This window comes from Novosphingobium sp. DS6-6 (assembly GCF_057784975.1).
Genome location: NZ_JBYNTS010000007.1, coordinates 143,767 through 157,754, shown reverse-complemented (window position 1 = coordinate 157,754; position 13,988 = coordinate 143,767). Strand labels below are relative to the sequence as shown.

General features: G+C 67.0%; 12 protein-coding genes. 8 read left to right on the top strand and 4 right to left on the bottom strand.

Annotated features, from left to right (window positions below):
* The first annotated feature begins 35 nt into the window (after nucleotides 1-35).
* Nucleotides 36-1,772 (top strand): ATP-binding protein, encoded by a 1,737-nt coding sequence (locus AC3EDY_RS10590; protein ID WP_488572462.1) that lies wholly within the window; start codon nucleotides 36-38, stop codon nucleotides 1,770-1,772.
* A gap of 2 nt (nucleotides 1,773-1,774) precedes the next feature.
* Here AC3EDY_RS10590 and ygfZ read toward each other — a convergent pair whose 3' ends face one another.
* Nucleotides 1,775-2,536, bottom strand: coding sequence for a CAF17-like 4Fe-4S cluster assembly/insertion protein YgfZ (ygfZ, locus tag AC3EDY_RS10585; protein WP_488572461.1), 762 nt, complete (start codon nucleotides 2,534-2,536; stop codon nucleotides 1,775-1,777).
* Nucleotides 2,537-2,574: 38 nt separating this feature from the next.
* Between ygfZ and pyrC the strand changes: the two genes are divergently transcribed.
* Nucleotides 2,575-3,615, top strand: coding sequence for a dihydroorotase (gene pyrC / locus AC3EDY_RS10580; protein WP_488572460.1), 1,041 nt, complete (start codon nucleotides 2,575-2,577; stop codon nucleotides 3,613-3,615).
* A gap of 19 nt (nucleotides 3,616-3,634) precedes the next feature.
* On the opposite strand, the gene rarD is transcribed toward pyrC, so the two are convergent.
* Nucleotides 3,635-4,552, bottom strand: coding sequence for an EamA family transporter RarD (gene rarD / locus AC3EDY_RS10575; RefSeq protein ID WP_488572459.1), 918 nt, complete (start codon nucleotides 4,550-4,552; stop codon nucleotides 3,635-3,637).
* A 133-nt stretch (nucleotides 4,553-4,685) separates the two neighbouring features.
* On the opposite strand from rarD, the gene AC3EDY_RS10570 reads away from it, so the two are divergent.
* Nucleotides 4,686-4,919 (top strand): hypothetical protein, encoded by a 234-nt coding sequence (locus AC3EDY_RS10570; protein WP_488572458.1) that lies wholly within the window; start codon nucleotides 4,686-4,688, stop codon nucleotides 4,917-4,919.
* A gap of 3 nt (nucleotides 4,920-4,922) precedes the next feature.
* Here AC3EDY_RS10570 and AC3EDY_RS10565 read toward each other — a convergent pair whose 3' ends face one another.
* Together AC3EDY_RS10565 and AC3EDY_RS10560 are read right to left on the bottom strand one after the other, a co-directional pair.
* Nucleotides 4,923-6,335 (bottom strand): succinylglutamate-semialdehyde dehydrogenase, encoded by a 1,413-nt coding sequence (locus AC3EDY_RS10565; protein ID WP_488572457.1) that lies wholly within the window; start codon nucleotides 6,333-6,335, stop codon nucleotides 4,923-4,925.
* A gap of 118 nt (nucleotides 6,336-6,453) precedes the next feature.
* Entirely contained in the window at nucleotides 6,454-7,887 is a 1,434-nt protein-coding gene (locus tag AC3EDY_RS10560; RefSeq protein ID WP_488572456.1) for a protein adenylyltransferase SelO family protein, read from the bottom strand.
* A gap of 80 nt (nucleotides 7,888-7,967) precedes the next feature.
* Between AC3EDY_RS10560 and AC3EDY_RS10555 the strand changes: the two genes are divergently transcribed.
* From AC3EDY_RS10555 to AC3EDY_RS10535, 5 genes are all read left to right on the top strand, one after another.
* On the top strand, nucleotides 7,968-8,894 hold the full coding sequence (locus tag AC3EDY_RS10555; RefSeq protein ID WP_488572455.1) for an alpha/beta fold hydrolase: 927 nt from the start codon (nucleotides 7,968-7,970) through the stop codon (nucleotides 8,892-8,894).
* Between the two features lie 22 nt (nucleotides 8,895-8,916).
* Entirely contained in the window at nucleotides 8,917-10,074 is a 1,158-nt protein-coding gene (locus tag AC3EDY_RS10550; RefSeq protein WP_488572454.1) for a glycosyltransferase, read from the top strand.
* Between the two features lie 194 nt (nucleotides 10,075-10,268).
* The gene (locus AC3EDY_RS10545; protein ID WP_488572453.1) at nucleotides 10,269-11,027 is read left to right on the top strand and encodes a tetratricopeptide repeat protein; all 759 of its coding nucleotides are present in this window, start codon (nucleotides 10,269-10,271) and stop codon (nucleotides 11,025-11,027) included.
* Between the two features lie 87 nt (nucleotides 11,028-11,114).
* Entirely contained in the window at nucleotides 11,115-12,536 is a 1,422-nt protein-coding gene (locus AC3EDY_RS10540; RefSeq protein WP_488572452.1) for an outer membrane protein assembly factor BamB family protein, read from the top strand.
* 41 nt (nucleotides 12,537-12,577) lie between these two features.
* Nucleotides 12,578-13,978: a methyltransferase family protein gene (locus AC3EDY_RS10535; RefSeq protein ID WP_488572451.1), complete on the top strand. Its 1,401-nt coding sequence runs from the start codon at nucleotides 12,578-12,580 to the stop codon at nucleotides 13,976-13,978.
* Nucleotides 13,979-13,988 lie beyond the last annotated feature (10 nt).

Here is a 13,988-nt window from a genome sequence, read left to right as displayed (position 1 = left end):
AGGTTTCGCGCAGCAAAGGCTGGGCGAGTTTTCTTATGACCGATATGAGCAGGCAGGTTTTCGTTTCGGCAGACCCTGCCCCCCGGCCCGCAGAGCTGACCCTGGCCGGGGTCCTGGCCGATCCGGCATTCCCCGCCGCAGAGCCGCAGGATCCGCCGCCTTCGGAATGCGCGCTCAGCCCGATCGGGGTGGTGGTCGACGTGGCGGGATCGGGCAGCGCCATCGCTCTCGATCTGCATCGGCTGGAAGACTGCATGGACGACAGCGACCCGACGGTGGCGCTGGCCGGCCAGGTGGGCAGCCAGATCAAAGTGCGGGCGGGCAAGGGCTGGCTGCTCGGCTCCGTGCGCAACCAGCGGCGCGATGGAAAGGTTGAGGGCGGCGCTCTGGCGGCGCTCGATTTCCTGGGCGAAGGCGACGAAGATCCGGCGACCGGTCGGATGCGCGGTTTTCGCCGCGGGGTCACCCGGTTCCCCATCCCGGGCGCGCTGGTCTATCCGGCCACCAGCGCCGATCTGCGGCAGATCTATGCCAGCGACGGCCGCGCCAACGTGACTGTCGGCACGGTGTTCCCCACGCGCGACATTCGCGCCGGCCTCTATATCGACCCGCTGCTCGGAAAGCATTTCGCGCTGCTCGGTTCTACCGGCACCGGCAAATCGACCGCGGCCGCGCTGATCCTGCACCGCATCTGCGACATGGCGCCCGAAGGCCATATCGTGATGATCGATCCTCACGGCGAATATATGTCGGCCTTCCGCGAAACCGGCCAGTTGTTCGACGTGTCGAACCTGCAGATGCCCTACTGGCTGATGAACTTCGAGGAACATTGCGAAGTGTTCCTGACTGCCACCGGCGTCGACCGGCAGATCGACGCCGATATCCTGGGCAAGTGCCTGCTGATGGCCAGGCAGAAAAATCGGCTCGCCGAGCAGGCCGGGCGCATCACGCAGGATTCGCCCATTCCCTATCTGCTGTCGGACCTGTGCAACATCCTGCAGAACGAAATGGGCAAACTCGACAAGGGGCACAGCTCGGTCCCCTATATGCGGGTGAAAGGCAAGGTCGAGGAAATCCGCAACGATCCGCGTTATCAGTTCATGTTTTCGGGCATGCTGGTCAGCGATACCATGGCCGAATTCGTCGGGCGGCTGTTCCGCCTGCCGGCCAACGGCAAGCCGATTTCGATCATCGACGTTTCCGGTGTCCCGTCGGAAATCACCTCGACAGTGGTAGCCGTGCTCAGCCGCCTGGTGTTCGATTACGCGATCTGGTCACGCCGGGAAACCACGCGCCCGATCCTGCTGGTATGCGAGGAAGCGCACCGCTATGTGCCCAACGAGCGCAATTCCGACGGTTCATCGGTCGGCCGCATCCTTTCGCGCATCGCCAAGGAGGGGCGCAAATACGGCGTTTCGCTGGGCCTGATCACCCAGCGCCCCTCGGATCTTGCCGAAGGCGTGCTGTCGCAATGCGGCACGATCATCGCCATGCGTCTCAACAACGATCGCGACCAGCAGTTCGTGCGCGCGGCCATGCCCGAAGGCGCGCGCGGGTTCCTCGATGCCATTCCCGCGCTGCGCAACCGCGAATGCATCATCTGCGGCGAAGGCGTGGCGATCCCCATCCGGGTAGCGTTCGACGATCTTGATGCAACGCGTCGCCCCGCCTCGGCCGACCCCTCGTTCAGCGAGCTCTGGAGCCAGAGCGGCGGCGAAGCCGAAAGCGTGGCGCGCACCGTGAACCGCTGGCGGGCGCAGAGCCGGGCGTGACGTCAGCCCGGGTCGCCGGACAATGCCGCTTCCAGCCAGCGGGGCGGATGAGCGATGGCATCGACGCGCAGATGATCCACCGCCAGGCCGAGGTCAGGATAGGCAACGCGCTGGCGCACCGGGTCTGACTGGGCAAGGGGCACCACGGCGAGGCGCCGGTTGACCTTTTGCCGCCAGTTCATCCGGGCGGTGTTTTCCTGGCCGACATAGCAGCCCTTGGTAAAGCTGACGCCATGCAGTTCGGCCGCGTTGGCTTCCAGCCACAGCGTCTGGTCGCTGCCCAGTTCGGCCTGGCCCTCGGTGACGCCCAGTTTCAGGCGGTGTTCGCGCCATTGCCCGTCGACGGCGATATCGTCTTCGCTCACCGGTGCGATCCAGCGCTGGCCCAGGGCGGCCAGACGCGGATCGGCAGCGCCGCCATCGCCCGGGTGCCCTTGCCAGTAGACGCCGAGACCGTCCGCCACGGCGATGGTTATCTTGCGGCGCAGGCGATAAAGCGACAGGCGCCTTGCCAGGGCATCGGCAACCGCGGCCTCGCAATCGAGCAGCAGCGCATCCGTGCCATCGGGCCAGACCAGAAAATCGAACAGGGCCTTGCCCTGGGGCGTCAGCAGCCCGGCCCAGACGGGCAGCGGGCCTTGAATGTCGTTGGTGACGAGCCCTTGCAGGAAGGCGGCAACGTCTTCGCCGGGCGCGGCGGGGGCCACGCGCACAAGCGCGCGGTCGAACAGGCGGGGCTGGGCGGAGGGGCGCGGGTTGCTCATGCGTGACAGATAGGAACGCTTGCGATTAAGGGGAAGGCATGAGCACGCAAACGACTCTCACCATCCGCCGCCCCGACGATTGGCACGTTCACCTGCGCGACGGCGCGATGCTGCAGGGCGTGGCACCCTATACCGCGCGCCAGTTCGCCCGCGCCATCGTGATGCCCAACCTTTCGCCGCCGATGACCGACGTGGCCGGGGTTGCCGCCTATCGCGCGCGCATTCTTGCCGCTCTGCCCGCAGGCAGCGACTTCACCCCGCTGATGACCCTCTATCTGACGGACCATACCGATCCCGACGAAGTGGAACGCGGCCATGCCGGGGAGGTATTCACCGCGGCCAAGCTCTATCCCGCCCATGCCACCACCGGGTCTGCCCACGGCGTGACGAGCGTGGACAACATCTATCCGGTACTCGAACGCATGCAGAAGATCGGCATGCCGCTGCTGATCCATGGCGAAGTGACCGACAGCCACGTCGATATCTTTGACCGCGAGGCGGTGTTCATAGAACGGACGCTGGGCCGCCTGGTGAAAGATTTTCCCGCGCTCAGGATCGTGTTCGAGCACATCACAACCGAAGAAGCCGCGCAGTTCGTGGAAAGCGCGGGGGAAAACGTGGGCGCCACGATCACGCCGCAGCACCTGCACATCAACCGCAACGCCATGCTGGTTGGCGGCATGCGCCCGCACGCCTATTGCCTGCCCGTGGCCAAGCGCGAAAAGCACCGGCTGGCGCTGCGCAAGCTGGCGACGTCAGGCCATTCCCGCGTGTTCCTGGGCACCGATACGGCGCCGCATGCGCGGCACCTCAAGGAAAGCGCCTGCGGCTGCGCCGGCCTGTTCAACGCACCTTTTGCGCTGGAAAGCTATCTTGCGGTGTTCGACGAGGAAGGCGCGCTTGACAGGTTCGAAGCTTTTGCCAGCGAGAACGGGCCCCGGTTCTATCGCCTGCCGCTGAACGAAGGCACGGTGACGCTGGAAAAGAGCGGCGCGACCGTACCCGACGAGATCGAGGCGGGGGGCACTGTGCTGGTGCCGTTCCACGCGGGAGAGACACTCGCCTGGCGCCTGGTATAAGGTCCGCCGGGCGGAACGTTCATGCCCTGTGGCGGCGCACCAGATCCCACAGGAACAGCACGATCGCGCACCAGATCAGCACGAAGCAGGCCACGCGCGCGGGATCGAGCGGTTCGCCGAACAGCGTGACGCCGAGCACGAATATGATCGTAGGCGACAGGAACTGCACGAAACCGAAGGTCGAAAGATCGAGCTTGCGCGCGGCCACGGCAAACAGCATCAGCGGCGCGGCCGTGACCACGCCTGTTCCCGCGAGCAGCCAGGGCACCAGGCCCCCCTGCGCCAGAACGTAAACGCCCGATGTGGCGGCCGCATGGTGGACGATGGCGAGGGCCGGCAGGAACAGCGCCGTGGTTTCGACCGTCAAACCGACGACCGCAGGCACAGGCACGAACTTGCGGATCAGGCCGTAAAGGGAAAAGCTGACAGACATGGCCAGCGCCACGCCCAGCATCGAAAGCGCGCCCGCGGCCAGGACGACGATTCCCGCCACCGCGAACCCGACGGCCAGCCATTGCCGCGGGCTCAACCGCTCGTCGAGCAGGACGACGCCCATCATGACACTGAGCAGTGGCGTGATGTAGTAACCCAGGCTGGCCCCCAGCACCTGGTGGGTTTCGATCGCCAGCAGGTACATGAACCAGTTGAAGCCGATGGCGGCCGCGCTCAGCAGAAGGCGGACCAGCACCCTGGGCCTTGCCACCGCGTCGCGAAGCGCCGCACCCTGGCCCGTGGCGAAGACGATCGCCAGACATACCGGCAATGTGAAGATGATCCGCCAGCTCATCAGTTCGAGCGCGGGTATGCCGAGCAGCGGGTGGAAATAGATCGGGAAAAAGCCCCAAAGTACATAAGCCAGCAGCCCCGCCGCCAGGCCGCTCATGCCCTTCTGTCCGGTCCTGGTCGTTTGTCCGGTCTTGGTCGTTCGCTCGGTCATGGGCGGGGCTCTGGCAGGCGCCGTTGCCCAAGCCAAGCGCATTCTTGCGTGTCAGGCGCTTGGCGGCATGCCTGTCCCTTCGCCGGGCGGAGCCGTTAACATGGCGCTAACCACGGCTGACGCAGGGTAAGTCATGGTCGGACTTCCCGCATCCTGTGTCCTCACTCTTCTGGCCGGTCTCGCGCTGGCGGGCTGTTCCGGCGAGGATGCGCCGGCGGCTCGCGCCGATCGTGATCCGGCGATGAGCGCGGCGCTCGAAGGGCAATTGATGGTCGATCCCGATCTTTCGCAACAGAACATGCGCAATGCCGCCGTGGTGCCCGGCGGCCCACGCGATCCGGCAACGCCTTTGCCCGACGGCCCCTGATCGCTATTCGGCAAGGCCGATCCCGATCGAGGCGCGCGGCTGTTCCATTTCAACCGACGCCACGGGATAAGCGCAATAATCGGCGGCATAGAACGCGCCGGGCCGATAATTCCCCGAAAGACCTGCGCCGCCGAGCGGGGCGGCATGGGAAACGCCGTTGGTCGGCCGGTTCCAGTTGACCGCGCCGGCACGCACATTGGCCCAGAAGCGGTTGTAATCTTCGGGTGTCCCACCTATCAGCGCGGCACAAAGGCCGAACCGGGTGGCGTTCGCTTCGGCCAGGGCGGCATCGAAATCGTCGACGCGGATAACCTGCAGGATCGGCCCGAACAGTTCGACGTCGGGCCGCTGGGCCATGGCCGTCACGTCGATGATCGCCGGGGCCAGGAACGGCAGATCGCCGCGCGGCCGGGTCAGGTGGCGGATCGGGCGCCCGCCGCCCGAAAGCAGATAGACGAAACTTTCGGTCAGTCCGTCGGCGGCGGCATTGTCGATCACCGGCCCCAGGAACGGGGCGGGATCATCGAACGGGGCGCCCACGATCAGCCGGTCGGCAAGCGCTTTCACTTCGCCCACCACTGCATCGTAGAGACTGCTTTTGACGATCAACCGGCGCGCGGCGGTGGCGCGCTGGCCGGCGGTGGTGAACGCCGATTGCACGATCAGCGCGGCGGCATCGGTGATCTTGGGCGTGTCCCACACCACGATCGGGTTGTTGCCACCCAGATCCAGCGCCACGATCTTGCCCGGCTGGGCGGCCAGGCGGCGATTGAGCGCAAGGCCCACGTGGCTCGATCCGGTAAACAGCACGCCATCCACCCCTTCGTGGGCGGCCAGCGCCTTGCCCTCGTCGGCCGCCCCGACCAGCATCTGCACCAGCGCGGCCGGCACACCGGCGCGGTGCAGGCAGCGCACGATCGCTTCACCGGTGGCGAGCGCTTTTTCCGATGGCTTGAACACCACGGCGTTGCCGGCGATCAACGCCGGAACGATATGCCCGGCCGGGGCCTGTGCCGGCAGATTGAACGGGCCGATCACGGCCATTACGCCATGTGGCTTGTGGCGCAGCGCGGCGGTGCCTTGCAGCGCGCTGTCCAGCCGGCGCTGGGCCGTGCGTTCGGCATAGCTGCGCACGGCGATTTCCACTTTCGCCAGCACGGCGTCCACTTCGCCGCGCGCTTCCCACAGCGGCTTGCCGATTTCGCGGGCGATCAGGGCGGCAAGGTTATCGGCATCCTTGCGCACTTCGTTGGCAAAGCGGCGCAGCAGTTCGATGCGGGTCGAAAGCGGCTGTGCGGCCCACGCCGGCCAGACGCGCCGGGCACGCGCCACCGCGGCATCGACATCGCCCAGAGTGCCACGCCAGATTTCCGCGCCGGTGGCCGGCTCGATGGAAATGATTTCTCCTGCGGCCACGGGGCGGGCATCGATCCTTTTGACTGGGGCTTGATGTCACGGAGATGGATAGACCAAAAGCGTTACGATTGGGTCAGCGGCGGATGCGGGACCCTGTCCGATCACCGGCGCCGTGTCATCATGTTTGATGGGCATCGGGCACCGGCGGCGGGCCGAGCGCTTCGCCCAGGCGGCGGATAGCGGCGATCTTGGCGTGGAGCGCGCTCCAATCGTCATGCTCGGCAATCGGTGCCCAGATGCTCTCCACCTCTTCGATCAGCAGGCTGGGCGGCGCGTCTTCATGCCACAGCGGGTGGTCGGCGCCGGCCATCTCGTATCCGGCCATCTCGTATCCAGCCAGGGCGGGCAGGGCGCCGGCGCCGCGCCCGCCGCGATGGGCGTGGAAAAAGGCATCGGGGCCGATCCCCTGCGCGCGCATCGCCGCCTCGCACGCCTCGATCAGCGCGTGGTCGCACTCTGGCCCCTGCGGCACGATGCCCAGGCGCCAGCACCACCGCCGCGCCATCGCGGCCTGATAAAGGGAGCCGAAGCGTTCCAGCGCCGCAATCAGGGGCGGCGCGTCTTCCACCAGGCGCAGTGCCACGGCAAGCTGGCCGCAGTTCCACCCGATCACTTCGGGCTGGCGGCCAAAGGCATAGCGGCCTGCCTCGTCGAAATAGGCCGCGACGAAGCGCGCGTCCCACCGCGGCAGCCAGCGCCAGGGGCCATAGTCGAAACTTTCGCCAGTCACGTTCATGTTGTCGGTGTTGAGCACGCCATGCACGAAGCCCGCGACCATATAGCTGGCCGCCATATCGGCCATGCGCGCCACCACCTGATGCAGCAACCTGGCCGCCGGGCTGGCATCCGGCGGCGCGACGTCGTCGGGGCCGGGGAACTGCGCCAGACAATAGGCGATCAACGCGTGCATCTCTTCGGGCCTGTCGAGCGCGAGCAAGCGCTGGAACGTGCCGATGCGGATGTGCCCATGGCTGAGGCGCACCAGCACGGCCGACCGCGTGGGCGAGGGTTCGTCGCCCCGCCACAGGCTTTCGCCGGTTTCGATTACCGAGAACGTGCGGCTGGTGTTGACGCCCAGCGCTTCGAGCATTTCGGTGGCAAGGATTTCCCGCACGGCGCCTTTCAGCGTCAGCCGGCCATCGCCCCGGCGGCTCCACGGTGTCTGTCCCGAACCTTTGGTGCCCAGGTCCATCAACCGGCCAGCGCCATCGCGCATCTGGGCAAAGGTGAAGCCGCGCCCGTCTCCCAGCTCCGGATTGTAGACCCCGAACTGATGCCCGTGATAGCGCAGCGCCAACGGGCCGGGCAGATTGCCGGGCAAGGGCACGAAGCGGCCGAAATGGGCAATCCATTCGTCATCGGTCAACCCGGAAAGCCCGACCCGGGCAGCGGCGCGATCGTTGCGCCAGCGCAGCACGGTTTGCGGAAAATCGGCAGCGGCAACAGGATCGCCCAGCCAGGGCGCCAGGGCCGCGAGTTGCGGATCGGGGTGATAGGGGGCGGCACCGCCGGCAAGCGGGCGATCCGACACGGCTTGCGGGACAGGCTCCATTCTTTCATTAGTGGGGTGATTGCCAGCCGCAGGCAAGGCGCCTTGTCGTGCCACTTTACACAGGATACGGGAAAACGCCCATGACCAGCGCCGCATTCGACATTCGCAGCTGGACCAGCGCCGATGGCCTGCGCCTGGCCTATCGCGCCTATGCCGGAGCCGATGCCGGGGGCGGGGCGCGCCTGCCGGTGATCTGCCTGCCGGGGTTGACCCGCAACGGCCGCGATTTCGAGGATCTGGCCGCCCATATCGCCGCAGGCGGCCGCCGCGTGCTGTGCCCCGATCTGCGCGGGCGGGGGGAAAGCGATTATGCCCGCGATCCGATGACTTATCAGCCGCAGGTCTATGTCCAGGATCTGAGTGGCTTGCTGGCAGCCGAAAGCATCAGCCGGTTCATCGCCGTGGGCACGTCGCTGGGCGGCATCCTGACCATGATGATGGGCGCCGGTTTTCCGCGCCTGATCGCCGGGGCCGTGCTCAACGACATCGGCCCGGTGATCGAGCCTGCGGGGCTTGCCCGGATCGCCACCTATGTGGGCCAGGGACGCAGTTATCTGACTTGGATGCATGCAGCCCGGGGGTTGCGCGAGACCATGGGCGAAATCTATCCCGATTTCTCCGTCGAGGATTGGCTGCGCCTGGCCAAGCGCCTGATGGCCCTGGGCACCGGCGGGCGCATCGCGTTCGACTATGACATGAATATCGCCGTGCCGATCGAGGCGGCCGAAGAAGCGCGCGAACAGGCCGAGGCCGCCGCGCGGGAGGAAGGCCGCGATCCAGCGCCGGCGGCCGACATGTGGCCGCTGTTCCTGATGCTGACCGGCGTGCCGATCGTGGTGGTGCATGGCGGCACGTCGGATATTCTTTCGGCGCAGACCGCTGCCGCCATGGCGGCGCGCCATCCCGATTGCCGGCTGGTAACGCTGCCGCGCGTGGGCCATGCCCCCACGCTGGACGAGCCCGAGGCCCGCGCGGCTATCGATGCTCTCCTGGCGCGGCTCGATTGACCGGGATCGGCAAGCGTCTGCCATGAACTCCTATGCCGGCCCGGCCCGCCCGCTTCACGTGCTGCACCTGCATTCGACATTCGACGCAGGCGGCAAGGAGCGGCGCAGCGTGGCGCTGATGAACCGTTTCGGCAAGGCGCTGAGTCATTCGGTGGTTTCGGCGCAGCCCGGCGCAATGGGCGCGCGCAGCCTGCTGGCGCACGGGCTGTCGGTCCATTTCCCGCTCGGCTTCCCGCCGCTTGCCGGCAAGCTGGGCGTGCGCCGCTTGCAGACTCTGGCGCGCGGCATGCACGGGTTCGATCTCATCTGCACGTACAACTGGGGCGCGATGGATGCGGTCATGGCCCATGCCCTGTTCGCGCCGCTCTATGGCCTGGGGCCGCTGGTTCATCATGAAGACGGGTTCAACCATGACGAGGCCGAGCGACTCAACCCGCGGCGCAACTGGTTTCGCCGCATTGCGCTTGCCCGCGCGAGCGCGCTGATCGTGCCGTCGCGCCGGCTGGAGCGCGTGGCGCTCGACGTATGGCACCAGCCGGCGGCCAAAGTGCATCGCATTCCCAACGGCATCGATACCGCCCGCTATGCCCGCCGGCCCCGCCCCGATGCCTTGCCGCGGGTGATCAAGCGTCCGGGCGAAAACTGGGTGGGAACGCTGGCGGGCCTGCGCGCGGTCAAGAATCTGCCCCGCCTGGTGCGCGCTTTCCGCGTTCTTCCCGAAACCTGGCATCTGGTGATTTTGGGCGAAGGGCCGGAACGCGAAGCGATCCTCGATCAGGCCATGGCGCTGGACATCGGCCATCGCGTGCATCTGCCGGGGGCGGTACCCGATCCGGCGCTGGCCGTTGGCCTGTTCGATTTCTTTGCCCTGTCGAGCGACAGCGAGCAGTTCCCGCTATCGGTGGTGGAAGCGATGGCCGCGGGCCTTGCCGTGGCCAGCCCGGCCGTGGGCGATGTGGCCGACATCGTTTCGGCCGAGAACGCGCGCTTCATCACTTCGCCCGGCGATGAAGCGGCCCTGGGCGCCGCCATGCTCGAGCTGGCGCGGGACGAACTCGCCCGCCGCCGCGCGGGGGCCGCCAACCGCGTCATCGCCACGCGCGAGTACGAGGAAAGCGTGATGGCCGGCCGCTATGCCCGGATCTATGCCGATGCCCTGCGGCGGGAGCAGTTCCCTTAGGCGTTGCGGCGTATGTTGCGCTGCCCGGCAACGGTTTGTTCCGCAACATCGCCCGCGATTGCGTGCTTCACCGCTGGTTCAGCGGGGGACTGGCACTATCATAGGCGTTGAAAAGGTAGCCCCATCCGCTAAACACCGCGCCAATCCGTGCAGCATCTGCCCGTTACTTGCCCTTAACCGCCGAAAGCGCAGCCTTGGCCTTGAGACCGAACCGCCCGCAAAACCCGTCTAACCCGCTTGCCGCCGCGCGTGCCGCGCAAAGCGACGTTTTCGCGCGCGAGGTTGACGATGCCCTGCGCCAGGACGAGGCGCTCGATGCGCTGCGTCGGTGGGGCAAGCTGGTCGGCGCGGCGCTGGTGATCGGCCTTGCCGCGCTTGGCGGGTGGCTGTGGTACGACAATCACCGGCAGACCCTGCGAGGGGAGCAGGGCGAGCAGATGACCCAGGCGCTCGACTACCTCGAAGCGAACAACGCCAAGGCCGCGCAGCCCCTGCTCGACAAGCTGGCCAGGGACGGCACGCCGGGGAACCGCACGGCCGCGCAACTGTTGCTTGCCGGCAAGGCGCAGGATCAGGGCAAGGTCGATGAAGCGGCCAGGACCTTTTCCGCAATCGCCGCGGACAGCGCCGCGCCGCAGGCCTATCGTGACGCCGCCACGCTGCGCGCGGTGGCACTCGGGTTCGACAAGATGCCGCCCCAGCAGGTGATCGACCGGCTGAAGCCCTTGGCCGTGCCGGGCAATCCCTGGTTCGGCAGCGCGGGCGAACTGGTGGGCATGGCTTACCTCAAGCAGGGACGTGGCGATCTGGCAGGGCCGCTGTTTGCCGCGATGGCCAAGGACAAGGACGTACCCGATTCGATCAAGCGTCGGGCACGGCAGGTGGCGGGCGGTCTCGGCGTGGATGCAGTGGACGATGTGTCCGCCGTGCTGGGCCAGGCCCAGGGCCAGTAAGGTCGGCCCGGCATCACCCCCGGACGGCCAGAGCAATTGCGCCCCGCCCCGTTGGCGGCCGGGCATGACAGAACAAGGAAAGAAGGCATGATCCGCATCCCCCGCGAGGGCCACATGGCCAGCCGACCGGTTTCCGGCTCCGCCAGCCGATCGCCTTCCGGCCCCGCGATCGGGCCTGTCGGCCGCCGCCGGAACGTGGCGCTGGCGCCGCTCGCCGTGATCGGCCTGGCCCTCGCGCTTGGCGGTTGCGGCAACAAGTCCAAGCTCAAGGCAACGCCCACGTTTGGCGAGCGCGTTCCCGTGCTTTCGCGAATCGAGGCCGGGACCAAGATAGACCCCACGCTGGCCAGCATGGATGTCGTCATACCCGCACCCGTGGTCAACACCGAATGGGCGCAGGGCGGCGGCACGGCAAGCAAGGCCGCCGGGCACATGGCGTTGGCCGATGCGCCGCAAAAGCTGTGGCACGTGCGCATTCCGGGTTCGTCGCCTCAGCACCGGCTTGCCGCTTCGCCGGTGGTCGGCGCGGGCATGCTGTTCGTGATGGATACCGAAGGGCTGGTACGCGCGCTGGACGACAACAACGGCCGCGAGAAGTGGAAGCAGGGCTTCCGCGTGCCGGACAAGAACAGCTCGATCTTCGGTGGCGGGGTAAGCTTCGACGAGGGCAGCCTCTACGTGACGACCGGCCTTGGCGAAGTGGCCGCGCTCGATGCCGCGACGGGTAATATCAAGTGGCGGGTAAAGCCCGCCGGGCCGCTGCGCGGCGCTCCTACCGTGGCCTATGGCGCGGTCTATGTGATGACGCAGGACAACCAGATCTTCGCGCTCAGCACCGCCGATGGCACCAACCTGTGGAACCAGTCCGCCTCGGTCACGCAAAGCGGCGTGTTCGGGGTGGCCGCGCCGGCGGCCGGGCAGGGCACGGTCATCGCCGGCTACAGCTCGGGCGAACTGGTGGCTTACCGGTACGAAAACGGGCGCCAGCTTTGGTCCGACGCGCTGGCGCGCACGTCGATCGCCACCAGTGTTTCGACACTGACCGATATCGATGCCGATCCGATCATCGATCGCGGCCGGGTCTATGCACTGGGGCAGGGTGGGCGCATGGCCGCCTATGAACTGGTCAGCGGCCAGCGTATCTGGGAACTGAGCCTCGCAGGCATTTCAACCCCGGCGGTGGCGGGCGAATGGATTTTCACTCTTACCGACGAAGACAAGCTGCTGTGCATTGCCAAGAGCACCGGCAAAGTGCGCTGGATCACCCAGCTGCAGCGTTACCGTAAGCCGAAGAAGAAAGAGGCGCCGATTTTCTGGACAGGGCCGGTGCTGGCCGGCAACAAACTGTGGGTGGCCAATTCGCGCGGCGAGATTTCCACCGTGACGGTGGGCGACGGCACCGTGGCCCTCGTGACGAAAGTGTCCGCGCCGGTGACGCTGCCCCCGGTGGTTGCCGACAAGACGCTGTTCGTGCTGGATGACAGTGGCGACATTACCGCCTGGCGTTAACCTTCATCGAATTTCCACTTCTCCGGGTATAAGCGGGCAGCATGATCCAGACGCCTGCCCGCCAGATTCCGCCCCGGCCGCCCAGCGATGTTTCCGTCTGGGTCGGGCTGGTGGGTCTTGCCGGCCTGCTGGCGTGGGTGGCGGTGTGCCGGGCCTGGCCGCAGATTGCGCAGGCCCTGGCCCTGCCCGGCCCGCGCGAGCGGCTTTCGGGATCGAGCGCGGCGATCGTGGCGCTGGTCTTTTCCGGTTTGCCGATGGTGGCCTGGTCGCTGCTGGTGGACAAGGTGCATCGCCGGCCGTCGACCGGGATAGACTGGTCTTCCCCCCGGCCATTGCGCGCGGTGATCGATGTTTCGATTACCAAGCTGGCAGGTCTTTGGGCCACCTGGGCGCTGATCGCGTTCGTCTATTGCCTGGGCCGCTGGTATTGGCGCGGCCCCTATCTCTTCGCCATGGACCTGCTGGAGCAGGCCGCGCCGTTCCTGTTCCTGGGCGCCATTCCTTATGTCCTGTGGCTCGATCGCGTGCAGGTGAACCCGCGCGACGGCGCGTGGCATTTCGGTGCCATGCTGATCGGGCGAGAGGCTTATGACCGCGTGCAGGTCTGGCATCATCTGCGTGCGTGGGCGGTGAAGGGCTTTTTCTGCGCGTTCATGATTTCCATCCTGCCCGGCGGCTTTGCCGCCGTGGTCGAGGCGGACTGGACCGGCCTCTGGGCCGATCCTGTGCGCTGGTCGAATACCGCCATCACCGCGATGTTCCTGATCGACGTGCAGATCGCCATGGTCGGCTATCTCCTGACGATGAAGCCGCTCGACGCGCAGATCCGCACGGCCAACCCCTATCTGGCGGGTTGGGTGGCCGCGCTGATGTGCTATCCCCCGTTCGTGCTGATGGGCGGTGGCGGCGTGCTCGACTATCATCAGAACGCCGGCGAATGGGCGATGTGGTTCGACGGCATGCCCGTGATGCTGTGGATCTGGGGCGTGGCGCAGGTCTTGCTGACGGCAGCCTATGCCTGGGCGACGATCGCGTTCGGCCTGCGCTTTTCCAACCTGACCTATCGCGGGGTGCTGACCAACGGGCCCTATGCCTTTACCCGGCATCCGGCCTATCTGGCCAAGAACCTGTTCTGGTGGCTGGAGACGCTGCCGTTTCTGGCGACGACCCATTCGACGGTCGATGCGGTGCGCAATACGGCGACGCTGGCCCTGGTCAGCGCCGTCTATTACTGGCGCGCCAGGACGGAGGAGCGGCATCTGCTGGCCGAAGATGCCAAATACCGCGCCTATCACACCTGGATGAGCGACCACGGGCCGATCACGGCGCCGCTGGCCCGGCTGGGCCGGCTGCTTGCGGGTCGCCGTCGGGCGGGGCCGGTCGACAACCAAGCAGCGCCCACGGTGCCTGCCCTCCCGGACGAGCAGCAGCAGCGCGCCTGAGCCGGCGGCG

Excerpts from the sequence above, each read along its gene's own strand:
- pyrC (WP_488572460.1), top strand. The coding sequence starts at position 2,575 with ATGAGCACGCAAACGACTCTCACCATCCGCCGCCCCGACGATTGGCAC.
- AC3EDY_RS10550 (WP_488572454.1), top strand. The coding sequence starts at position 8,917 with ATGAACTCCTATGCCGGCCCGGCCCGCCCGCTTCACGTGCTGCACCTG.
- AC3EDY_RS10570 (WP_488572458.1), top strand. The coding sequence starts at position 4,686 with ATGGTCGGACTTCCCGCATCCTGTGTCCTCACTCTTCTGGCCGGTCTC.
- rarD (WP_488572459.1), bottom strand. The coding sequence starts at position 4,552 with ATGACCGAGCGAACGACCAAGACCGGACAAACGACCAGGACCGGACAG.
- AC3EDY_RS10560 (WP_488572456.1), bottom strand. The coding sequence starts at position 7,887 with ATGGAGCCTGTCCCGCAAGCCGTGTCGGATCGCCCGCTTGCCGGCGGT.
- AC3EDY_RS10540 (WP_488572452.1), top strand. The coding sequence starts at position 11,115 with ATGATCCGCATCCCCCGCGAGGGCCACATGGCCAGCCGACCGGTTTCC.
- AC3EDY_RS10555 (WP_488572455.1), top strand. The coding sequence starts at position 7,968 with ATGACCAGCGCCGCATTCGACATTCGCAGCTGGACCAGCGCCGATGGC.
- ygfZ (WP_488572461.1), bottom strand. The coding sequence starts at position 2,536 with ATGAGCAACCCGCGCCCCTCCGCCCAGCCCCGCCTGTTCGACCGCGCG.
- AC3EDY_RS10535 (WP_488572451.1), top strand. The coding sequence starts at position 12,578 with ATGATCCAGACGCCTGCCCGCCAGATTCCGCCCCGGCCGCCCAGCGAT.
- AC3EDY_RS10590 (WP_488572462.1), top strand. The coding sequence starts at position 36 with ATGACCGATATGAGCAGGCAGGTTTTCGTTTCGGCAGACCCTGCCCCC.